The organism is Shouchella tritolerans (assembly GCF_025770735.1).
In the GTDB taxonomy this organism is placed as follows: Bacteria; Bacillota; Bacilli; order Bacillales; family Bacillaceae_D; genus Shouchella; species Shouchella tritolerans.
Genome location: NZ_JAODPB010000005.1, coordinates 215,847 through 237,084, shown reverse-complemented (window position 1 = coordinate 237,084; position 21,238 = coordinate 215,847). Strand labels below are relative to the sequence as shown.

Annotated in this window: 21 protein-coding genes; 19 read left to right on the top strand and 2 right to left on the bottom strand. The window is 45.0% G+C overall.

What is annotated here, in order from left to right:
- The first annotated feature begins 1 nt into the window (after position 1).
- The 9 genes from N6H06_RS17335 (at position 2) to uvrC (ending at position 10,552) form a co-directional block, all read left to right on the top strand.
- Complete coding sequence (locus N6H06_RS17335; RefSeq protein WP_212954025.1) at positions 2–2,365, top strand: endonuclease MutS2; 2,364 nt, start codon at positions 2–4, stop codon at positions 2,363–2,365.
- Positions 2,366–2,378: 13 nt separating this feature from the next.
- On the top strand, positions 2,379–2,789 hold the full coding sequence (locus tag N6H06_RS17330; RefSeq protein WP_062749698.1) for a DUF350 domain-containing protein: 411 nt from the start codon (positions 2,379–2,381) through the stop codon (positions 2,787–2,789).
- Positions 2,790–3,066: 277 nt separating this feature from the next.
- Positions 3,067–4,767: a long-chain-fatty-acid--CoA ligase gene (locus N6H06_RS17325; RefSeq protein ID WP_263707591.1), complete on the top strand. Its 1,701-nt coding sequence runs from the start codon at positions 3,067–3,069 to the stop codon at positions 4,765–4,767.
- Positions 4,768–4,908: 141 nt separating this feature from the next.
- Positions 4,909–5,496, top strand: a complete 588-nt coding sequence (locus N6H06_RS17320; RefSeq protein WP_263707590.1) for a TetR/AcrR family transcriptional regulator — start codon at positions 4,909–4,911, stop codon at positions 5,494–5,496.
- 113 nt (positions 5,497–5,609) lie between these two features.
- Positions 5,610–6,380 (top strand): enoyl-CoA hydratase, encoded by a 771-nt coding sequence (locus tag N6H06_RS17315; RefSeq protein WP_263707589.1) that lies wholly within the window; start codon positions 5,610–5,612, stop codon positions 6,378–6,380.
- A gap of 27 nt (positions 6,381–6,407) precedes the next feature.
- Positions 6,408–7,178, top strand: a complete 771-nt coding sequence (locus N6H06_RS17310; protein ID WP_263707588.1) for an electron transfer flavoprotein subunit beta/FixA family protein — start codon at positions 6,408–6,410, stop codon at positions 7,176–7,178.
- Between the two features lie 13 nt (positions 7,179–7,191).
- Positions 7,192–8,169 carry an electron transfer flavoprotein subunit alpha/FixB family protein gene (locus tag N6H06_RS17305; RefSeq protein ID WP_263707587.1) on the top strand — a complete coding sequence of 326 codons (978 nt, stop codon included), beginning with the start codon at positions 7,192–7,194 and terminating at the stop codon, positions 8,167–8,169.
- Positions 8,170–8,397: 228 nt separating this feature from the next.
- Complete coding sequence (gene trxA / locus N6H06_RS17300) at positions 8,398–8,712, top strand: thioredoxin (protein WP_062749692.1); 315 nt, start codon at positions 8,398–8,400, stop codon at positions 8,710–8,712.
- A 55-nt stretch (positions 8,713–8,767) separates the two neighbouring features.
- Positions 8,768–10,552, top strand: a complete 1,785-nt coding sequence (gene uvrC, locus N6H06_RS17295; protein WP_062749691.1) for an excinuclease ABC subunit UvrC — start codon at positions 8,768–8,770, stop codon at positions 10,550–10,552.
- Between the two features lie 26 nt (positions 10,553–10,578).
- On the opposite strand, the gene N6H06_RS17290 is transcribed toward uvrC, so the two are convergent.
- Complete coding sequence (locus N6H06_RS17290) at positions 10,579–11,001, bottom strand: YslB family protein (RefSeq protein ID WP_263707586.1); 423 nt, start codon at positions 10,999–11,001, stop codon at positions 10,579–10,581.
- 170 nt (positions 11,002–11,171) lie between these two features.
- On the opposite strand from N6H06_RS17290, the gene N6H06_RS17285 reads away from it, so the two are divergent.
- The 5 genes from N6H06_RS17285 to N6H06_RS17265 all read left to right on the top strand — a co-directional run bounded on the left by N6H06_RS17285 (position 11,172) and on the right by N6H06_RS17265 (position 16,559).
- Positions 11,172–12,527, top strand: coding sequence for a TrkH family potassium uptake protein (locus N6H06_RS17285; protein WP_062749688.1), 1,356 nt, complete (start codon positions 11,172–11,174; stop codon positions 12,525–12,527).
- 256 nt (positions 12,528–12,783) lie between these two features.
- Complete coding sequence (locus N6H06_RS17280) at positions 12,784–13,392, top strand: succinate dehydrogenase cytochrome b558 subunit (RefSeq protein ID WP_062749686.1); 609 nt, start codon at positions 12,784–12,786, stop codon at positions 13,390–13,392.
- Positions 13,393–13,430: 38 nt separating this feature from the next.
- Positions 13,431–15,200, top strand: coding sequence for a succinate dehydrogenase flavoprotein subunit (gene sdhA / locus N6H06_RS17275; RefSeq protein WP_062749684.1), 1,770 nt, complete (start codon positions 13,431–13,433; stop codon positions 15,198–15,200).
- The gene (sdhB, locus tag N6H06_RS17270) at positions 15,197–15,949 is read left to right on the top strand and encodes a succinate dehydrogenase iron-sulfur subunit (protein WP_062749682.1); all 753 of its coding nucleotides are present in this window, start codon (positions 15,197–15,199) and stop codon (positions 15,947–15,949) included. The genes sdhA and sdhB overlap by 4 nt, the downstream gene beginning before the upstream one ends.
- Positions 15,950–16,100: 151 nt before the next feature.
- Complete coding sequence (locus N6H06_RS17265; RefSeq protein WP_062749680.1) at positions 16,101–16,559, top strand: acyl-CoA thioesterase; 459 nt, start codon at positions 16,101–16,103, stop codon at positions 16,557–16,559.
- Between the two features lie 27 nt (positions 16,560–16,586).
- Here the strand turns inward: N6H06_RS17265 and N6H06_RS17260 are convergent, their stop codons facing one another.
- Positions 16,587–16,811: a helix-turn-helix domain-containing protein gene (locus N6H06_RS17260; RefSeq protein WP_011247503.1), complete on the bottom strand. Its 225-nt coding sequence runs from the start codon at positions 16,809–16,811 to the stop codon at positions 16,587–16,589.
- Between the two features lie 402 nt (positions 16,812–17,213).
- On the opposite strand from N6H06_RS17260, the gene N6H06_RS17255 reads away from it, so the two are divergent.
- The 5 genes from N6H06_RS17255 to N6H06_RS17235 all read left to right on the top strand — a co-directional run bounded on the left by N6H06_RS17255 (position 17,214) and on the right by N6H06_RS17235 (position 21,028).
- Entirely contained in the window at positions 17,214–17,477 is a 264-nt protein-coding gene (locus tag N6H06_RS17255; protein WP_011247502.1) for a phosphocarrier protein HPr, read from the top strand.
- Positions 17,477–19,198 carry a phosphoenolpyruvate--protein phosphotransferase gene (gene ptsP, locus N6H06_RS17250; protein WP_263707585.1) on the top strand — a complete coding sequence of 574 codons (1,722 nt, stop codon included), beginning with the start codon at positions 17,477–17,479 and terminating at the stop codon, positions 19,196–19,198. Before N6H06_RS17255 ends, ptsP begins: the two co-directional genes overlap by 1 nt.
- A gap of 129 nt (positions 19,199–19,327) precedes the next feature.
- Positions 19,328–19,807, top strand: a complete 480-nt coding sequence (locus tag N6H06_RS17245; RefSeq protein WP_062749927.1) for a MarR family winged helix-turn-helix transcriptional regulator — start codon at positions 19,328–19,330, stop codon at positions 19,805–19,807.
- 17 nt (positions 19,808–19,824) lie between these two features.
- On the top strand, positions 19,825–20,655 hold the full coding sequence (racE, locus tag N6H06_RS17240) for a glutamate racemase (RefSeq protein ID WP_062749676.1): 831 nt from the start codon (positions 19,825–19,827) through the stop codon (positions 20,653–20,655).
- A gap of 133 nt (positions 20,656–20,788) precedes the next feature.
- Positions 20,789–21,028: a DUF362 domain-containing protein gene (locus N6H06_RS17235; protein ID WP_011247498.1), complete on the top strand. Its 240-nt coding sequence runs from the start codon at positions 20,789–20,791 to the stop codon at positions 21,026–21,028.
- Positions 21,029–21,238 lie beyond the last annotated feature (210 nt).

Genomic DNA, 21,238 nt, shown 5'->3' with positions numbered 1-21,238 from the left:
AATGGAACGTGTGCAGCGCGTTTTAGAATACAACAAAATGAAACAGCAACTGCTTGAACATGTTGCTTCTTCCCTTGGTAGGCAGAAAGTCAACGAGCTTGTACCTTCTACGTCTTTAGAAGAAGTGCGCCATCTCCAAGATGAAACAGCTGAAGCAGCAAATGTTCTGCGGTTAAAGGGACATGTCCCTCTCGGAGGCATTTCAGATATCCGCCCCCATATTAAGCGTGCAGCGATTGGCGGGGTGTTGTCAGCAACTGAATTGATTGAAATTGCTTCGACATTATATGGTGGAAAAAGGGTGAAGCAGTTTATCGAAACGATCATCGAAGACGGTCATATCGAAGTGCCAATTTTAGCAGGGCATGTGGAGCAAATTGAGCCCCTTTCACCAATTGAAAAAGCCATTAAACAATGCATTGATGATAACGGCTACGTCCTTGACTCAGCCAGCACGAGTTTACGGACAGTGCGCCATCAAATCCGCAGCTATGAATCAGGGATCAAGTCCAAGCTTGACCAGTTAACGCGTTCGTCCAATACACGGAAAATGTTGTCTGATGCCATTGTGACCATCCGTAGTGACCGTTATGTGCTCCCTGTTAAACAAGAATACAGGGGGACATTTGGCGGCATCGTCCATGACCAGTCATCCTCTGGGGCGACGCTGTTTATCGAACCGGCAGCGATTGTGACGTTAAATAACCAATTAACAGAAGCAAAAGCAAAAGAAAAGCGGGAAATGGAACGGATTTTAAGAGAACTGTCGGCAAAAGTGGCGGAGGAAAGCGAGCAGCTGCTTCTTAATGTAGATAAGCTGGCACAACTTGATTTTATCTGTGCAAAAGCTTATTATGCCAAAGCCGTTAAGGCAGTTAAGCCAACGTTAAATGATCGTGGGTATTTGGATTTGCGGCAAGCGCGTCACCCGCTTTTGCCTCCAGGCGAAGTCGTCCCGAGCGATGTGGCGATCGGCGACCAGATTCGTTCACTAGTGATCACTGGACCAAATACAGGTGGTAAGACGGTCACGCTGAAAACGATTGGATTGCTGACCTTAATGGCCCAATCTGGTCTATTTGTCCCTGCTGCTGAAGAAACGGAGCTTGCCGTTTTTGAACATATTTTTGCAGACATTGGCGACGAGCAGTCAATAGAACAAAGCTTGAGCACCTTTTCGTCTCATATGAAAAACATTGTCTCGATTTTAAATGAAATGAATGAAAATAGCCTTATTTTGTTTGATGAGCTAGGAGCAGGCACAGACCCAACCGAAGGGGCGGCATTAGCGATTTCAATATTAGACCATGTCTACAAACGGGGAGCGCTTGCTGTGGCGACTACCCACTATAGCGAGTTGAAAGGCTATGCCTATAACCGCGAAGGCGCATTAAATGCGAGTGTTGAATTCAATGTCGAGACGCTGCGGCCAACGTATCGCTTGCTTGTCGGCGTTCCTGGACGCAGCAATGCGTTTGCGATTTCAAGGCGCCTCGGGCTAGACGAGCGTATTATCGACCAGGCTAAACTGCAAATTGACAGCGATGCGTCTCAAGTAGAAAAAATGATCGCCTCCCTGGAGGATAGTCAAAAATCAGCACAAAGCGAATGGAGTCGAGCGGAGGCTGTCCGCCGTGAAGCGGAAGCATTAAAACGAGACTTGGAAAAACAGATGGCTTCTTTTGAAGAAATGAAAGAGGCTGCTTTGCAGAAAGCCGAACAGAAGGCGGAAAAAGTGGTCGCAGCCGCACAAGAAAAAGCGGAATTGATCATTTCCGAGTTGCGCGATTTGCAAAAGCAAGGTGTAGCTGTAAAAGAGCACCAACTCATTGAAGCGCGAAAACAACTGGAGGAAGCAGCGCCAAAACTTGTCTCCAAAAAGCGCAAGCAAGTAAAAAAACAAGCAGAAAAGGCGAAACGTTTGCCAGAGCCAGGCGACGAAGTCAAAGTGTTAAGTTTTAACCAGAAAGGCACAGTCGTGAAAAAAATAGGCGATAATGAGTACCAAGTACAGCTCGGCATTATGAAAATGGCCGTCCCTATTGATGATATCCAATTGCTTGAGCAGGAGCGGCGCCAGCCAGAAAAGGCAATTACGACGATTCGTGGAAATGATGCACATGTCAAAGCGGAGCTCGACCTACGTGGGGAACGGTATGAAGACGCGATGCGCCGAGTTGAAAAATACATTGATGATGCATTGCTTGCTGGTTACCATCAAGTCTCGATCATTCATGGAAAAGGGACTGGCGCCTTGCGCAAAGGTGTTAAACAGTTCGTTGCCAACCATCCCCGTGTTAAATCTGCCCGTGACGGCGGCATGAATGAAGGCGGGCTTGGCAATACAGTAATCGAGCTTAAATAGAAAGGAGCTAGACATGGACGTACTCCTTCAAAATGAATGGGTTCAAACCGTAGCAAATTACAGTGTAACGATCTTAATGCTTGTCGTCTTTCTTGCCATTTTTGAAACAGTGACTAGCTATAATAACTGGGAAGAAATCAAGGGAGGCAATGTTGCCGTTGCAATGGCTACGGGCGGAAAAATTGTCGGGACAGCGAACATTTTTGCCGCGACGATCCAGCATTCCGATGGGTTATTGGTCATGCTGATGTGGGGAATTTTTGGGTTTGCGTTATTGTTATTTAGCTACTTTATTTTTGAATTTCTGACACCAGGTTTTAAAGTCGACGAGGAAATCAAAAACGACAACCGCGCAGTTGGTCTGCTGTCGCTGCTGCTGTCTGTTGGCCTTTCATTTGTCATTAGTGCAAGTATAACCGCTTAGAGAATAGGTTGTGAGTGCATGGAACGGTTGATACGAATTTTATACATTAGTTGTGGGTTATTTGCCATTGCTGGAATTGTGTTCTTAATTTTATACGCATAGTAATAAGGAGCGTTTCCCTCTTGCCGGGGGAGGCGCTTTTGCCATTCGAGAGCAATGCTGGCTTGCAATAAATGTACAAAAAAAGAAAAAAACATTTGAAATGATGTAAGCGATTACAATACAATGATAGATGAGGAGAATTTCTTGCGAAAGGGGCCTTATAAGGAGGAGAACCATGGCGAGCGATGAAAAAAGGTGGTTTCAGCATTATCCGAAACAAGTCCGCCCCTTTTTGGACTACGGGGATGTGCCGTTGCAGCATTTTTTCAAGCAATCAGCTAACAGGTTTCCGCAACACGAGGCAATCCACTTCTTAGGAAAAACACTAAGCTACGAGGAATTGTATGACCAAACGCTCCGGTTTGCGAATAGACTGCAAAAACTGGGCGTGAAAAAAGGCGACCGTGTGGCGATTATGCTCGCCAATAGTCCGCAATCGGTGATTGGTTACTATGCGGTGCTCATGGTAGGGGGCGTCGTCGTCCAAACGAACCCACTCTATGTCGAAAGGGAATTGGAGCACCAGCTAGCTGACGCTAGGGCAAAAGTCATTTTGTGCCTGGACTCGGTCCTGCCTAAAGTCGAAAAGGTAATTGAGCGTACGTCACTTGAATTGGTGATTGTCACGAGCATCGCCGAATACCTGCCTTTCCCAAAAAACATGCTCTTTCCCCTTGTGCAAAAGAGGCAAGGCATTCCAAAAGTGAAAGTGACGTATTCGGAGCGGATATTGCCGTTTGCTCGGCTGGTAAAAGAGGGGGAAGCGTTGGAGCCTGAAGTTGAGATAAACGCAGAAGATTTGGCGTTGCTCCAATATACTGGAGGGACAACAGGGCTTGCCAAAGGCGTGATGCTCACACATCGGAATTTGGTTGTCAACGCGGAGCAATGTGACGCTTGGCTTTACAAAACAGAAGAGGGAAGTGAACGGGTGCTTGGCGTCATGCCGTTTTTCCATGTGTATGGGATGACGACAGTGATGAATTTAGCAGTTAAAACGGCAGCTACGATGGTGCTTTTGCCGAAGTTCAAACCAGAAGAAGTATTAAGAACGATTGAAAAGCAGCAAATTACACTTTTCCCTGGAGCGCCGACGATGTATGTAGCCCTTGTAAACAATGAACATATTCATCAATACGATTTGACTTCGATCAAAGCGTGCATAAGCGGTGCTTCCGCATTACCCCTTGAAGTACAACAAAAGTTCGAAGCGCAAACGAAGGGCAGAATTGTAGAAGGATATGGATTAACAGAAACGTCACCAGTTGTCTGTGCCAACCCGATCTGGGAAAAGCGGAAAACAGGCAGTGTCGGCATTCCTTGGCCTGACACAGATGTGATGGTGTATTCACTTGAAAAAGACGGGGAAGCAGAAATCGGCGAGGTTGGTGAACTGTTTGTCCGCGGCCCACAAGTCATGAAAGGGTACTGGATGCGGCCTGAAGAAACGGCGCAAACGTTTCATGACGAGTGGCTAAAAACAGGGGATATGGCTCGTATGGATGAAGAGGGGTATGTGTATATCGTTGATCGGAAAAAAGAAATCATTATTGCTGGCGGCTTTAACATTTATCCCCGTGAAGTAGAGGAAGTGTTGTTTGAACATGAAGCTGTTGTCCAGGCAGCAGTAATCGGTGTTCCTGACGAGTATCGAGGGGAGACGGTGAAAGCATTTATTGTGTTAAGAGAAGGAGAAACGGTATCAGAAAAAGAGATGGAAGCATACTGTCGCCAAAAACTGGCCGCTTATAAAATTCCACGGCTGTATGAATTTAGGGATGAACTGCCGACAACGCTGACAGGGAAAATTTTAAAACGGGTGCTCATTAGTGAAGAACAAGCACGCAAGGAAGAACAAGCGCAGCAAGAAGCATAAAGGGAAGGTTTCTTTACATGCTGCCATGTAGAGAAACCTTTTTAAGCCGCCGTTATCGTTTGACAATTGCCCTTTCCCGTACTATACTAGATAACATGAATGAATATTCATTCATGTTATGGAGTTAAGGAGAGATGGTTTTTGAGTAAAAAGAGAGGTCAAAAGTATGACCAAATCATTGATGCAGCGGTTATAGTGATCGCCAAGCACGGTTTCCATCAAGCGCAAGTATCAAAAATAGCGAAAGAAGCGGGCGTTGCCGATGGAACGATCTATTTGTATTTTAAAAACAAGGAAGACTTGCTCGTTTCATTATTTGAAAAGAAGCTAGGCGCTTTTGTCGAAAAAAGCAGGAGAAGATTGGCGAAGGAACACTCAACAGAAGCAAAGTTCCGCATTTTAGTTGAGTCTCACTTCTCACAGCTAGAAGACAATTACGATCTTGCTGTGGTGACACAGCTTGAATTGCGCCAATCAAAGTCGGAATTACGCCAACGAATCAATCAAGTTTTAAAAGGATATTTGACGCTTTTAGATGAATTAATAGCAGAAGGAAAAACAGAAGGCTGCCTTCATTCTGAACTGGATCCGCTTTTAGCAAGACAAATGGTATTTGGCGTTATGGATGAAGTCGTCTCCAATTGGGTCATGGCAGAAGGCAAGTTTCCGCTGAAGAAACAAGCTGAAAACGTCCATCGCCTACTGTTCCATGGGCTGCAAGGGAAGTGAACGTTTGATCACTATAGTGACAGCGACGACCCGATAGTGAGAACGGATTGATTTGATTGCTTTAAAAAGGGTATCTGCCCTTTTCATAGGTTTACAGTAAAGGAGGACTACCAGTGGAAAACATCACATGGAACGTCACAGACGGCATCGCGGAGATCGCGCTAAGGCGGCCCCCTGCCAATGCGCTTGCACGGTCTGTAATAGAAGAGCTGAGCGAGGTTTTTGAAAACGTATACAAAGATGATGCGATTAAAGTGGCAATCATTTACGGGGAAGGCCGTTTTTTTGCGGCAGGGGCGGATATCAAAGAATTTACAGAGGTGAGCGACAGCGAGGAGTTTGCCCAACTAGGCAAAAAAGGGCAAGATACGTTCAACAAAATTGAGGCATCTCCAAAGCCCGTTATCGCTGCTATCCATGGCGCCGCGCTCGGCGGCGGCCTTGAACTAGCAATGGCTTGCCATATTCGTCTGGCGGCAGCAGGAACAAAGCTCGGCTTGCCAGAACTCAACCTCGGGTTGATTCCAGGCTTCGGTGGGACACAAAGATTGCCGCGGCTTGTTGGCCAGCCGAAAGCGTTGGAAATGATGCTGACAAGCGCTCCTATTACGGCCGAAGAGGCGCTTAACGTTGGACTTGTGAATAAAGTATGCGATGAAGATCGTCTGTTGGAAGAAGCAAGGGCGATGGCAAGGACGATTGCTGCTAAGAGCCCGTTAACGGTCAAGTGCGTACTAGAGCTAACTAAAACGAGCGAAGGCGCTCTGGACGAAGGCTTAGAAAAGGAGATCGCATATTTTTCCGAAGTCTATCAGAAAGAGGATCGCATAGAAGGCGTCAATGCTTTTATTGAAAAGCGCAAACCTGTTTTTCGCGGCAAATAGTCACTACGAGTTATAGGAGGAATTCCCATGAATATTTTCGTTGTGTTGAAAAGAACATTTGATACAGAGGAAGCCATTACCATTCAAAACGGCAAAGTCCAAGAAGATGGCGCCGAGTTTATTATTAACCCGTATGATGAGTATGCTGTCGAAGAAGCACTTGTGCTTAAAGAAGCGCATGGCGGAGAGGTCACAGTCGTCACAGTTGGAGAAGAAGATGCAGAAAAGCAACTTCGGACAGCGCTGGCAATGGGAGCAGACAAAGCTGTTTTGATTGATAGAGAAGAGCTGGAAGAGAGCGATCCCGCAACAACTGCAGCACTATTGTATGCCTACTTTAAGGACAAAGAAGTCGATATTATACTGGCTGGCAATGTAGCCGTTGACGGCGGTTCAGGACAGGTTGGACCACGGCTTGCGGAATTGCTTGGCATCGCCCAAGTGACAACGATTACCGGGATTTCTATTGAAGGGCAAACCGCTCATATTGTTCGCGATGTCGAAGGGGACGAAGAAAAGCTTGAAGTGGAGCTGCCGCTGCTTGTCACTGCCCAACAAGGCTTAAACGACCCTCGGTACCCGTCGCTTCCAGGAATTATGAAAGCGAAGAAAAAGCCACTTGAAGTGCTTGATTTAGACGATTTAGATGTAGACGAGGAAGAGGTAGCGGCAAAAACAACGGTAGTCGATGTCTATTTGCCGCCTGAAAAGCAAGCAGGCAAAAAGCTAGAAGGGGAGCCATCGCAGCAAGTGAAAGAGCTCGTATCGCTGTTGAAAACAGAAGCAAAAGTGCTTTAAGGGGGAGAGGAATATGGCTAAAAAAACAATCGTCTTGGCAGAAGCGAAAAACAATGAATTACGGAATGTGTCATTTGAAGCCATTGCTGCTGCAAAGGAGCTTGCTGATGGCGGCGAAGTGACAGCCATTCTTGCTGGGGAAGTGATCGCAGGTCTTGGCGAACAGTTATTTCAATACGGAGCAGACCGAGTGATTGTCGTGGAACATCCTGAGTTAGCGAATTACACAACAGACGCATACAAGCAAGCGTATTTGCAAGTGTTTGACAAAGAAAATCCAGACGTGGTCGTTCTTGGCCACACTTCAGTCGGTAAAGACCTGTCACCGCGCCTGGCTGTTAAACTGGATGCAGCGCTCTTTTCTGATGTTGTTGCTATCGAGGCAGACGGTACACCAGTGTTTACACGTCCGATTTACTCGGGGAAGGCATTTGAAAAGCGCAAAGCTGCTGACGAAAGGCCTTACATCGTGACAATCCGGCCGAATAACATCGCTGCTTTAGCTAAAGAGGAAAGCGCTTCTGGTGAAGTTGAAACACAATCCGTCGACATCCATGATTTGCGCACAATTGTGAAGGATGTGGTCAAAAAAGCGACAGGCGGCGTCGATTTGTCTGAGGCCAATATTATTGTAGCTGGCGGCAGGGGTGTGAAAAGTGCAGATGGCTTTAAGCCACTACAAGAGCTTGCTGACCTTCTTGGCGGGGCAGTTGGTGCTTCCCGTGGGGCATGTGACGCCGAGTATTGTGATTACTCCTTGCAAATCGGCCAGACAGGCAAAGTCGTTACACCGGATTTATACATTGCCGTTGGCCTTTCGGGAGCGATCCAGCATTTAGCAGGGATGTCCAACTCGAAAGTGATTGTTGCCATTAACAAAGACCCAGAAGCCCCTATTTTTGAAGTTGCTGATTACGGTATTGTCGGCGATTTGTTTGAAATTGTGCCACTCCTTACAGAAGAATTAAAAGCCGCGCTTGTCTCTAAATAACAATAGCTACTTGCGCCAGTGTGTGGCAACAATGGCGGCAAAAAGTCGACTAGAAAGCTAGTCTTTCGCCTTATGCTGCTTGCGTGAGCAAGTGGCTTTCTATTTTGGAAAAAATCGTTTATGATTAGTCGACAGTGGGTAATCTATTCCAGAGAAGCAGCAGATTTTCTTACAGGCTTACGGAATGGTATACTGTAAATATGTTATCAATGAAAGGGGATTTGGCAAATGGCAATTGTCAATGCGACTGACCAAAACTTCACGGAGGAAACAAAGGAAGGCCTCGTTCTTGTAGATTTTTGGGCTCCTTGGTGTGGACCATGCAAAATGATCGCTCCAGTATTAGAAGAGCTTGACGGCGATCTTGGTGATAAGGCGAAAATCGTGAAAGTGGATGTCGACGAAAACCAAGAAACCGCTGGAAAATTTGGAGTTATGAGCATTCCAACGCTGCTTGTCCTAAAAGACGGCGAAGTGGTTGACAAAGCGGTCGGCTTCCAACCGAAAGAAGCTTTGGAAGAGCTGTTGAATAAACAACTGTAATCCAAGCAGTCCGCCTTTTTTAAAAAAGGCGGACTTTTTACAGGAGGAGGAACGATTGAACGAAACCATTACCAATAAGTTGGCTCTATTGCCTGACAAGCCTGGTTGCTATTTGATGAAAGACCGCCAAGGGACGATTATTTATGTCGGTAAGGCAAAAGTGTTAAAAAACAGAGTTCGCTCCTACTTTACTGGAAGCCATGATAGCAAAACACAACGCCTTGTTGGAGAAATATGCGATTTTGAATACATCGTCACCTCCAGTAACATCGAAGCATTGATTTTAGAGCTTACACTTATTAAAAGGCATGACCCAAAATACAATGTGTTGTTAAAAGACGACAAAACGTATCCGTATATTAAAATCACGAATGAGCGTCACCCCCGTTTGTTAATTACGCGGAAAGTGAAAAAAGACGGGGCAAAGTATTTTGGCCCTTATCCAAATGCAGGCGCTGCGACGGAGACGAAAAAACTGTTAGACCGCCTGTATCCATTGCGAAAATGCCGGAAAATGCCGGACTCCGTTTGTTTGTATTACCACATCGGCCAATGTCTAGCTCCTTGCGTATATGAAGTGAGTGAAGAAACCAACCAAAATATGGTGAATGAGATCACTAAGTTTTTGAAAAAGGGTCATAGCGACATAAAAGCCCAACTTCGCGAACGAATGGAGCAAGCAGCCGAAGACCTAGATTTTGAACGGGCTAAAGAACTAAGGGATACGATTGCACAAATGGAAAAAGTAATGGAAAAGCAAAAAATGGCGTTTGCTGACAAAACAGACAGGGACGTATTTGGCTTTTCATATGATAAAGGATGGATGTGCGTCCAAGTATTCTTTATTCGTCAAGGCCGCCTCATGGAACGGGACGTGTCGATTTTCCCCTTTTACCAGGAGGCAAGCGAAGAGCTGCTAACATTTATAGCTCGGTTTTATTTAGAAAAAAACCATATCAAGCCAAAAGAAATTTTTGTTGCTGAAAGCGTCGATAAACAATTGCTGGAAGAGTTGCTTGAGACGCGTGTCACACAACCAAAACGAGGCCAAAAAAAAGCGCTGCTCGATTTAGCTGAAGAAAACGCTGCTCTTGCTTTAAAAGAGAAATTTTCGCTCATTGAACGGGATGAAGAGAGAACGGTGAAAGCAGTTGAACGTCTCGGGGAGGCAATTGGAATTAATGCGCCTTACCGGATTGAGGCATTTGACAATTCGAACATTCAAGGTGTTGACCCAGTGTCTGCTATGGTTGTCTTTGTAAACGGTGTGCCGCAGCGGAAAGAGTACCGTAAATATAAAATCAAAACGGTGGAAGGTCCCGATGATTATGGATCGATGCGTGAAGTGGTGCGCCGTCGCTACGTCCGCCTTTTAAAAGAAAAACGTCCGTTGCCTGATTTGATTGTCATTGATGGTGGCGCCGGACAGATTGCTGCGGCTAAAGAAGTGATTGAAGATGAGCTTGGCCAAAATATCCCTGTCTGCGGCTTGGCTAAAGATGATAAACACCGGACGTCACAATTATTAATGGGCTCTCCTCCTGTGGTCGTGCCTCTACAGCGTGACAGCCATGAATTCTATTTGTTGCAACGTATCCAAGATGAAGTCCATCGTTTTGCGATCACGTTCCATCGTCAAACACGGGCGAAGTCGTTTTTGCAATCGGCACTTGATGATATTCCTGGTGTAGGAGAGAAGCGGAGAAAAGCGCTTCTAAAAGCGTTCGGTTCAGTAAAGAAAATCAAGGAAGCATCCGTTGAGGAATTGAGCAAACACGTGCCAGCCAAACTGGCCGAAACCATTCATCACACATTAAACAAAAACAAGCCGAATGTTTAACGGCTTGTTTTTTATTGTGATAATGTTTAATCCTCTACATAGACGGTATCATTTCTGTCAAAGTGAACCGTGAAAATCGTGCTGTTCCGTTTTTGCGTGTATGTAACGGCGGTCGTTACCTCATGCCACACTTCAAAAGTTTCCGCTAAAAAGCCAGCCTCAAGCTGGTAACAGCGCCTATCTTTTCGCCCCATCCATTCTCCTGTCAGCTCAAAAATATATTCGCTCCGTTTTTCTTTTAGACGCTGGAGTTGCCCCCATTCTGCACGTTGGAAAAAAGAAATTAATTCTTCGACTGATTCAAGTGGATTGTCGCGCGCGACTTTTTTGCCAACCCAATAAAGCAATCTGTCGTGCTCGTCCCCGAGAATCGTGCGTAGGATATCGTTACGGATTAAATCATAGCCATGTTGCGCTGCTGTTTGCTCCTTGTTGCCTTCCCCACTCATTGTCACACCTCAACCTTTCGATAGCTTTCCATGTTCCTATACTACCTGTGATTAGCGATTTTGTCAGTAGTTCTTCTGGCCAATTTTTCACGCAAATTTTCAAACCTATGCGATATAGTAAAGGAGGTCAGACAGTGATATACTAACTGGTGACAAATGAGAGGTGTACCATGGAAAATAAGCATGCACGTTTAAGCAATTCATTTCAAATCATAATTGTTGCTTATTTGCTGACGATTTTTGTGTTTAGCCTGATCTTAATGAATCCTTGGTTCCATCAAGACGGGGTAACTCTTCCGTACCGAGATTCCTTGTTTACCGCAGTCAGCGCCGTAAGTGTAACGGGGCTAACGACAATTTCTGTAGCTGAGACCTTTAATGGAGCTGGCATATTCGTGCTATCGATTGCGATTCAACTAGGTGGGATCGGGATTATGACACTTGGAACGTTTACTTGGATCGTATTAGGGAAGAAAGTAAACTTGGCTCAGCGCATGCTTATTATCGCTGACCAAAATCGTGTCCAAAATCATATGAGTGGCCTTGTTTTGCTCATGAGGAGGCTTTTGCTGCTTGCCCTTGCAATTGAATGTATTGGCGGGCTTGTACTCGGTACTTATTACTTGCGCTACTTCGATACATGGACCGAAGCTTATGTGCAAGGGTTTTTTGCTGCCTTGAGCGCGTTCACTAATGCCGGCTTTGATATAACGGGACAATCTCTTCAACCGTTTGCTGGCGACCCAGTCGTCCAATTCATAATGATCCTATTAATTATTGCTGGCTCGATTGGTTTTCCTGTTCTTGTAGAGTGCAGAGAATTTTGGCTAAACCGACATTCAGGATTTCGTTTTAGTTTGTTTACAAAATTAACCGTCTCCACTTATTTTCTTGTTTTTGTCATTGGCACGCTTGGCATTTGGCTGTTTGAGTCGTTTGGCGTTTTTGCTGGCTTGCCTTGGTTTGAACAGTTTGGCCATGCTCTGTTCCAATCGGCTACAACACGAAGTGCTGGGCTATCAACATTAGATATTAGTCAATTTGAGGAATCAACGTTGCTTTTTATGTCAGGGCTAATGATTATTGGAGCGAGCCCTTCGAGTGTTGGCGGAGGGATACGGACGACTACGCTTGCGGTGATGGTTTTGACAATCAGAGGTTACGCTTTAGGCCGTAACCGTGTCAATGCATTTGGGCGGCAAATCCATAAAGACGACCAAGAAAAGGTCTTTATCGTTTTGTCTGTTGCAGCACTGCTCATTGCTGTTTCCTTAATCAGCATCGCTTTTTTTGAGCGAAACAGCGGTATAGGTTTGCTTGTTTTAATTGTAGAAGTTGCTTCTGCATTTGGAACATGCGGACTGTCGATGGGGGAGACTGCCGCTCTTTCTTATCCAAGCCAAATCGTTTTAATGTGCTTAATGTTTATTGGCAGGGTAGGGATTGTCGCTATGCTGTTTTCGTTTAAAAAGAAACAAACGAAAAGCCATTATCACTATCCGACAGAATCAGTCATTATCGGCTAGCGCCAAGCAGCCGATTTCTGTCGGATTATGTAGAAAGAACATTCAAAACCCTTTAAAATCAGGATGAATTGAATCCGTTTTCTTGACGCGGATTTTCCCTAGGAGTAAAATGAAACTGTCAAATAGATTTCACAGTTTCAGGTTTTCAATGAGTGTATTCATAATCCATATCAGGGGGTACAGTTATAAGAGAGAGAAAAACGATGAATTTGTATAAGGGGTCTTGATGAGGAAAAATATCGTGGAGGGAACGTGTATGGCTGAGAATCGAGAGTACTTTAATCGTAGGCTTCATTCATTGCTAGGAGTTATACCAATTGGAATTTTTCTAATTCAGCATTTAATAGTCAACCACTTTGCAACAAGAGGACCAGAGGCATTTAATCAGGCAGCCCACTTTATGGAGAGTCTGCCCTTTCGTTATGCGTTAGAACTGCTCATCATTTTTATTCCGATTCTTTATCACGCGATTTATGGCATTTACATTGCTATGCAAGCAAAAAACAATACAAGCCGCTTTGGCACATTCCGAAATTGGATGTTCCGCATCCAACGGTGGACAGGGGTTTTTCTCTTAATCTTCATTTCTTGGCATGTTTGGGACACGCGGATCCAAGTGCTGTTTGGTCATGAAGTCAACTACGATATGATGGCAAATATTTTGCAAAACCCGTGGATGATGGCATTTTACATAGTCGGCATCGTGTCTGCGACGTTCCACTTTGCCAATGGGCTATGGTCGTTTGCCGTATCATGGGGCATTACTGTAACACCTCGTTCGCAACAAATTATGACATATGTATCGATTATCGTTTTTGCAGCACTTACCTATGTAGGTGTTTCCGCTGCATTTGCTTTCGTATAAAAATCAGCAACTAGCGAATTTTTTAGGGAGTGGACTTTATGAGTAAAGGGAAAATTGTTGTAGTAGGCGGCGGGTTAGCCGGGCTAATGGCAACGATTAAAGCGGCAGAAAAAGGGGTACCGGTCGATTTGTTTTCGATTGTACCGGTAAAACGTTCCCACTCCGTATGCGCGCAAGGCGGCATAAACGGCGCTGTCAACACAAAAGGAGAAGGGGATTCCCCTTACGAACATTTTGATGATACCGTGTACGGTGGCGACTTTTTGGCGAACCAGCCACCTGTTAAAGCAATGACAGAAGCAGCTCCGGCGATTATTCATTTAATGGATCGCATGGGCGTAATGTTTAACCGTACGCCTGAAGGGCTCCTTGATTTCCGTCGTTTTGGCGGTACACAACACCATCGCACCGCTTTTGCTGGGGCAACGACTGGACAGCAGCTTTTATATGCACTTGATGAACAAGTACGCCGTTATGAAGTGCAAGGCCTTGTAACAAAATACGAAGGTTGGGAGTTTTTGTCAGCCGTTATCGATGATGAGGGTGCGTGCCGTGGCATTACAGCTCAAGAGCTGAATTCCGCTGAAATACGCAGTTTCTCAGCTGATGCCGTCATTATGGCAACTGGTGGACCAGGAATCATTTTCGGTAAATCGACGAACTCAATGATCAATACTGGCTTTGCCGCAGCAAAATTGTACGAACAAGGCGTTGCCTATGCGAACGGCGAGTTTATCCAAATCCACCCGACTGCGATTCCAGGCGACGACAAGCTTCGCCTCATGAGCGAGTCTGCCCGTGGAGAGGGCGGACGCGTATGGACATACAAAGATGGGAAACCGTGGTATTTCCTTGAGGAGAAATACCCGGCTTATGGAAACCTTGTCCCTCGTGACATTGCTACAAGGGAAATTTTCCATGTTTGTGTAGACGAAAAGCTTGGCATTAATGGCGAAAACATGGTCTATTTGGATTTATCCCATAAGGATCCGAAGGAATTAGATATCAAGCTTGGCGGCATTATTGAAATCTATGAAAAGTTTACAGGTGATGATCCGCGGAAAGTGCCGATGAAAATCTTCCCAGCTGTTCATTACTCTATGGGCGGCATGTGGGTAGACTATGATCAAATGACAAATATTCCTGGTTTATTTGCCGCCGGAGAATGCGATTATTCTCAGCATGGTGCAAACCGCTTAGGCGCAAACTCATTGTTATCAGCGATTTATGGCGGTATGGTCGCCGGGCCGAAGGCAGTGGAGTACATCGGCGGATTGAACACTGCCACAGAGGATTTGTCATCTTCGCTATTTGAAGCACAAGTGAAAAAAGAACAAGACGAATTCGATGCGATTTTGCGCATGGATGGAACGGAAAACGCGTATATCCTTCATAAAGAGCTTGGCGAGTGGATGACGGACAACGTCACAGTTGTGCGTTACAATGACAAGCTGTTAAAAACAGATGAAAAGATCCAAGAATTAATGGAGCGTTACCAAAACATTAACATCAATGATACGGCTAAATGGTCGAACCAAGGAGCGGCATTTACGCGCCAGCTTGGAGGAATGCTCAATCTAGCACGTGTGATTACGCTCGGCGCTTACCATCGCAATGAAAGCCGTGGCGCCCATTACAAGCCAGAGTTTCCAGAACGAAACGACGAAGAGTTCTTGAAAACAACAAAAGCTTGGTATAATCCGAGCACCGGCGCGCCGGACTTTGAATATGAGGAAGTCGATACATCGTTGATTAAACCACGCAAACGCGACTACTCACAGAAAAAGCAAGGAGCTGGAAGCAAATGAGTGAAAAAACAATTCGCCTTATCGTGACAAGGCAAGATGGACCAGACAGCGGCTCCTATGAAGAAGAGTTTGCTATTCCTTATCGGCAAAACTTGAATGTTATTTCTTGCTTAATGGAAATTCGCCGCAACCCTGTTAATGCCAAGGGCGAAAAGACAACGCCTGTCACTTGGGATATGAACTGTCTGGAAGAAGTGTGTGGCGCCTGTTCAATGGTTATTAATGGCAAACCACAACAGTCGTGCACCGCGCTCGTTGATAAGTTGGAACAGCCTATTCGCCTTGAGCCAATGAGAACATTCCCAGTCGTTCGTGATCTTGTCGTCGACCGCAGCAGAATGTTTGATTCTCTGAAAAAAGTAAAAGCCTGGATTCCAATTGACGGTACGTATGATTTAGGTCCTGGACCGCGCATGCCGGAAAAAAGACGCCAATGGGCTTATGAGCTGTCTAAATGTATGACTTGCGGCGTTTGCTTAGAATCTTGCCCGAACGTCAATTCAAAATCTGAATTTATTGGTCCAGCGGCACTATCTCAAGTTCGCCTCTTTAATGCCCACCCAACTGGTGAAATGAATAAAGAAGAACGATTGGCTACCATTATGACAGACGGCGGTCTTGCCAACTGCGGAAACTCACAAAACTGCGTGCAAGCTTGCCCGAAAGGCATCCCGCTTACAACATCAATTGCTGCATTAAACCGCGCGACGGCATTGCAGTCCTTTAAAAACTTCTTTGGAAGCATTTAATGATACAACGAGGCTGCGAAGCAGCCTCGTTAAACTATAGGCAAACGCTGCTCACGTGGACCCCATTCTATTTTGCCTCTTCCTCTCCATTATTCCCGTCTGCCAAACATTTTCTATTAAGCTGAGATTTATTAAAAAGGAGCGAATAACGATGAAAGTGCCTGCTTATATCAATGAAAGAAGCGCATGGGAAAACTCATTTACATTTTTTGTTCCAATCAAAGTCCGCTTTTCGGAAACAGATGCATTTGGCCATGTGAATAATACGTCTGCCTTTATTTATTTTGAACACGCAAGGCTTGAATTTTTTGAGTCTTGCGGCTTAATGGAAGATTGGGCCGCAAGTAGCAGTAATGCCATTGTCGTTGCTGCTGATTTGCAATGTAACTATGTTGCCCAAATCAAATACGGGGATACGTTACATGTAGGGGTAAAAGTAGATAAAATCGGGCGTTCTTCATTGGACATTCATTATGTCGCAAAAAGAAACACCGATATTTGTTTGACAGGGAGAGGAACAATGGTGCAAGTTGACAAACAGACAGGCGAAGCGCTCCCTTTTTCTGAGGGGATGCTTGCTAAACTAACATCATGCAAAAAAACTACATAGCAAAAAAGCCTGCATAGCAGGCTTTTTTCAAATGGTCAATTCACCTAGACGTATAAGTTCGATAACGGCTTGAGAGCGCCCCTTTACTCCCAGCTTCTGCATTGTGTTCGAAATATGGTTGCGTACGGTCTTTTCACTAATAAAAAGGTGATTAGCAATTTCTTTTGTTGTTTGGTCTTGGACGAGTAGTTCGAATACTTCGCGTTCCCTTTTCGTAAGCAAAGGTTTTGGTCCGAAGTCTGCTCCCTTCAATATGTTCACTCCTTCATGCCGGGCTAAGAGCAGGTCAACGCTGACCTGAAAGGCTTTAGTCAAGACAGTATATGTTGCTTACGAAAAAGGTGTGAGCGTTCATTTACGAATAGGACGTTTTCATTATTGTCGAATTTAGTCGTTTTTTTGGTAGGGTTATTGTTTTTTTGTTGAAAGGGATTACCCCCCATGCTATAATGACGATGTTTATAAAGCTCTTTTATATGAGGGTTTTGCAGCTGAATAAAGTGCATTGCTTAGCAAAAAAGAAAAATAAATTGGCTAGAGCAGGTCATTGCAGGGTACTATACTTAGTAAGAATCAGTCGTGATTTGTGCAAAGGCGACCCGCTGTACAAGGGCTTTACCAATGAGTAAATACTAATAGAAAAGAGGAATTACTATGGCTGAAAAAACATTTAAAATTACTGCAGAAACGGGCATTCACGCTCGTCCAGCTACGCAGCTTGTTAATAAAGCTGGCCAATTCTCGTCTGATATCACTTTGGAATACAAAGGGAAATCAGTCAATCTTAAATCCATCATGGGTGTCATGTCTCTTGGTGTTGGACAAGGCGCAGAAGTAACAATCAAAGCAGAAGGTTCAGACGCAGATGAAGCGCTTTCAGCGATTGAAGAAGTAATTAAAGAGGGACTTGGCGAATAATGCTTCATTCCCTTAAAGGCATTGCTGCATCTGCGGGTGTAGCAATTGCCAAAGCCTTTGTGCATGAAGAGCCTGATTTTACAATCAAACAAAAAGAGGCCAAAAACCCCAGTGATGAGATCAAGCGTCTGGACGAAGCACTGGCTATTTCCCGTGAAGAATTGACGGCTATTAAGGAAAAGGCGCTTAATGAATTAGGCGAGGACAAGGCTGAAATTTTTGCTGCCCATTTGCTTGTGTTAAGCGATCCTGAGTTGATCGACGCTGTTAAAACAAAAGTGAATGAAGATTCAGTAACAGCGGAGTATGCGTTAAACGAAGTCGCCAATATGTTTATTGCTATGTTTGAAAACATGGACAATGAATATATGAAAGAGCGGGCTGCAGATATACGTGATGTTTCTCGTCGTGTCTTAGGCCACCTTATGGGAATCGAAGTCGTCTCCCTTGCCGCTATAGAAGAAGACACCATTATCATTGCCCATGATTTGACACCATCTGATACGGCACAATTAAATCCTGACGTTATTAAAGGTTTTGCGACAAACATTGGCGGTCGTACGTCTCACTCTGCGATCATGTCTAGATCTTTGGAAATTCCTGCGGTGGTCGGGACGAAAGAAGCTACTGCCAAAATTGAAAACGGTGCACTTGTGATTGTTGACGGCATTGACGGCCACGTCATTGTCAGCCCTACCGAAGAAGAGTTGGCTGCTTATGAGCAAAAGCAAGCTGACTATGAGGCACAAAAAGCAGAGTGGGCAAAACTTGTCAACAAAAAGACGACAACGCAAGACACTCACCATGTTGAGCTAGCGGCTAATATCGGTACGCCAAAAGATTTAGACGGCGTGATTAATAATGGCGCTGAAGGAATTGGCTTATATCGAACAGAGTTCCTTTATATGGGGCGGACAGAGCTTCCGAGTGAGGAAGAACAATACAAAGCTTACAAAGAAGTGGTGGAACGGATGGATGGAAAGCCAGTCGTTATCCGTACGCTCGATATCGGTGGCGACAAAGAGCTTCCTTATTTGGATTTGCCACACGAATTAAACCCGTTTTTAGGGCATCGGGCCATTCGCCTTTGCCTTGAAAAACAGGACATGTTCCGCGCTCAGCTCCGCGCTTTGCTTCGCGCTAGTGCACATGGCAATTTAAAGATCATGTTTCCAATGATTGCGACGTTGGAAGAATTGCGTCAAGCCAAACAAATCTTGCATGAAGAAAAAGACAAGCTTCAAGCGGGCAATGTTGACGTCAGTGATGAGATGGAAGTCGGCATTATGGTGGAAATTCCATCGACTGCGGTGGCGGCTCCACAGTTTGCCAAAGAAGTTGACTTCTTCAGCATCGGTACGAATGATTTGATTCAATATACAATGGCTGCTGACCGTATGAATGAACGAGTTTCTTATTTATACCAGCCGTACCACCCAGCTGTACTTCGTCTAATTGACATGGTCATCCAAGCTGCTCACGCAGAAGGAAAATGGGTCGGCATGTGCGGCGAAATGGCCGGTGATGAAATTGCGATTCCCCTTTTGCTTGGCCTTGGCTTAGACGAGTTCAGCATGAGCGCAACGTCGATTCTTCCTGCTAGAAGCCAGATTAGCAAATTGTCTAAAGCTGAACTGGAATCATTTGCGCAAGAAGCATTGACAAAGGATACGGCGGATGGAGTCGAACAATTAGTTCGCAGCAAATACAGCCAATCATAAGGAAATAAGGGCAAGCGGAAATCGTTTGTCCTTATTCCCATGTGTTTAGTCGACAATTTAAACAATCTAGTTGATAAGAGGCGTTGACGTTAGTACAATAGTCTTATAAAGAAAACGATTGGATTGGAAATGGAGGTGCAACGATTGGAAAAACCTTATGACAAAAATCGTCACCAATTCGAGGAGATTGAGCGCTCTCTCCGTAAAATTGCTGACTTAGTGAAACAAAAGGGCAGAGAAATTTTAGCACATTTTCCGATAACGACTCCGCAATTTGTTGCACTGCAGTGGTTAAATGAATATGGTGATATGACCATAGGGGAACTTTCTAATCATATGCACCTGGCATGCAGCACAACGACGGACTTAGTAGACCGAATGGAGAAAAATGGATTGGTGATGCGCGTCAAAGACAAACAAGACCGGCGCGTCGTACGAATTCATTTGTTGGATAGAGGCCAAACGATCATTCGTGAAGTGATCGCCAAGCGGCAACATTATTTAGCGGAAATGCTTGAGCATTTTACAAGTGAACAAGTGAACGATTTAGAAGAAAATTTAAATTTCCTTTTGAAAACGATGAAGGAAAAGCGTGAAGTGCGTTCATAAAGGGAGAGAAAAGACGCGTGAACAGACCGATTGGCATTATTGATTCAGGCATAGGGGGATTGACTGTCGCCTCGGAAATTATGCGTCAATTGCCAAAAGAACCGATTGTATATATAGGAGATTCCGCCCGTTGCCCATATGGCCCCCGCCCTGTCGAAGAAGTACGGGCATTTACGTGGCAAATGATTGGGCGACTCTTAAATGAAGATGTGAAAATGATTGTGATTGCCTGCAATACTGCAACTGCCGTTGTGCTGGAAGAAGCGAGAGCCCAGTTAGACATCCCAGTTGTTGGCGTGATCCGTCCAGGGGCGATCAGCGCGATACAAGTGAGCGAAAATCGACATGTTGCTGTCATTGGAACAATAGGCACAATTGCAAGCAATGCCTACACGATGGCGCTCCATTCGATTGATGAAAACGTAACAGTTGAAAGCTTGGCATGTCCATTATTTGTGCCGCTTGTTGAACAGGGGACGATTAAAGGACCTGAAGCAGAAGCGGTGGTACGCGAATCGCTCGCTCCTCTTCAAGGCGCTGGCTTCGATACGTTGATTTTAGGCTGTACCCATTACCCATTGTTAAAGCCTGTTATTGAAGCGTGTTTGCCTGGCGTTACCGTGATTTCATCAGGCGAGGAGACGGCAAGGGAAGTAAGCAGTTTGCTATTTTACCATTCAATGAACGAAAAACATCCGGTAAAGGCGGCACATCGTTTTTATACGACTGGAGAAGCGAATCAATTTAAGCAGTTAGCGGCTAGTTGGCTAAACATCCACACGGACTCAGTCGCGTCGATTGATCTTGAAGGGCCATTACCCGTTCAAGCAACGATGAAAAGTAAGTGAAATTCAGGCAAAACCCTTTATGTTTATGTGGCAGAGGTGTATGCTAGAGACAGGCAGTAAGAATGATTGAAAAGGAGAGAGCGGCTTTTTGCTGTTCCCTTAAAAGAGGAGACTTTTTAAAGGAGTGTAAAACATGGCATTTGTCATTTTAAGCCCTTGCATCGGGGAGAAAGCTGGGGAATGTGTCGATGTATGCCCAGTCGACTGCATTGAAGAAGGAGAAGATCAATACTTCATTAATCCGGATATTTGCATTGATTGCGGCGCTTGCCAAGGTGTATGTCCAGTTGATGCAATTGTTGAAGAATATGAGATGGCCCCGGAAGATCAAAAGTTCTTGAAAAAAGCGGAAGAATTTTTTGGGATTGAATAACAGTTGGAAACGCGCTAACAACATTTATCAAAGTAGCCCACGATAGAAAGCTCATCTCCTTGGGATTGGAGGGAGCTTTTGTTTTGGTCATTTCACTTGCAATGTTAAAACAGCAAGGAACTGGACAAAGAGGCGAATTTTTGTATAATATAGGTTGGCAAAACATGAGACACAGATGTGGCTGACTAGGTAAGACACCTACACATTGTA

Excerpts from the sequence above, each read along its gene's own strand:
- N6H06_RS17335 (WP_212954025.1), top strand. The coding sequence starts at position 2 with ATGGAACGTGTGCAGCGCGTTTTAGAATACAACAAAATGAAACAGCAA.
- N6H06_RS17330 (WP_062749698.1), top strand. The coding sequence starts at position 2,379 with ATGGACGTACTCCTTCAAAATGAATGGGTTCAAACCGTAGCAAATTAC.
- N6H06_RS17325 (WP_263707591.1), top strand. The coding sequence starts at position 3,067 with ATGGCGAGCGATGAAAAAAGGTGGTTTCAGCATTATCCGAAACAAGTC.
- N6H06_RS17310 (WP_263707588.1), top strand. The coding sequence starts at position 6,408 with ATGAATATTTTCGTTGTGTTGAAAAGAACATTTGATACAGAGGAAGCC.
- N6H06_RS17305 (WP_263707587.1), top strand. The coding sequence starts at position 7,192 with ATGGCTAAAAAAACAATCGTCTTGGCAGAAGCGAAAAACAATGAATTA.
- trxA (WP_062749692.1), top strand. The coding sequence starts at position 8,398 with ATGGCAATTGTCAATGCGACTGACCAAAACTTCACGGAGGAAACAAAG.
- N6H06_RS17290 (WP_263707586.1), bottom strand. The coding sequence starts at position 11,001 with ATGAGTGGGGAAGGCAACAAGGAGCAAACAGCAGCGCAACATGGCTAT.
- N6H06_RS17285 (WP_062749688.1), top strand. The coding sequence starts at position 11,172 with ATGGAAAATAAGCATGCACGTTTAAGCAATTCATTTCAAATCATAATT.
- N6H06_RS17280 (WP_062749686.1), top strand. The coding sequence starts at position 12,784 with ATGGCTGAGAATCGAGAGTACTTTAATCGTAGGCTTCATTCATTGCTA.
- sdhA (WP_062749684.1), top strand. The coding sequence starts at position 13,431 with ATGAGTAAAGGGAAAATTGTTGTAGTAGGCGGCGGGTTAGCCGGGCTA.
- sdhB (WP_062749682.1), top strand. The coding sequence starts at position 15,197 with ATGAGTGAAAAAACAATTCGCCTTATCGTGACAAGGCAAGATGGACCA.
- N6H06_RS17265 (WP_062749680.1), top strand. The coding sequence starts at position 16,101 with ATGAAAGTGCCTGCTTATATCAATGAAAGAAGCGCATGGGAAAACTCA.
- N6H06_RS17255 (WP_011247502.1), top strand. The coding sequence starts at position 17,214 with ATGGCTGAAAAAACATTTAAAATTACTGCAGAAACGGGCATTCACGCT.
- ptsP (WP_263707585.1), top strand. The coding sequence starts at position 17,477 with ATGCTTCATTCCCTTAAAGGCATTGCTGCATCTGCGGGTGTAGCAATT.
- N6H06_RS17245 (WP_062749927.1), top strand. The coding sequence starts at position 19,328 with ATGGAGGTGCAACGATTGGAAAAACCTTATGACAAAAATCGTCACCAA.
- N6H06_RS17235 (WP_011247498.1), top strand. The coding sequence starts at position 20,789 with ATGGCATTTGTCATTTTAAGCCCTTGCATCGGGGAGAAAGCTGGGGAA.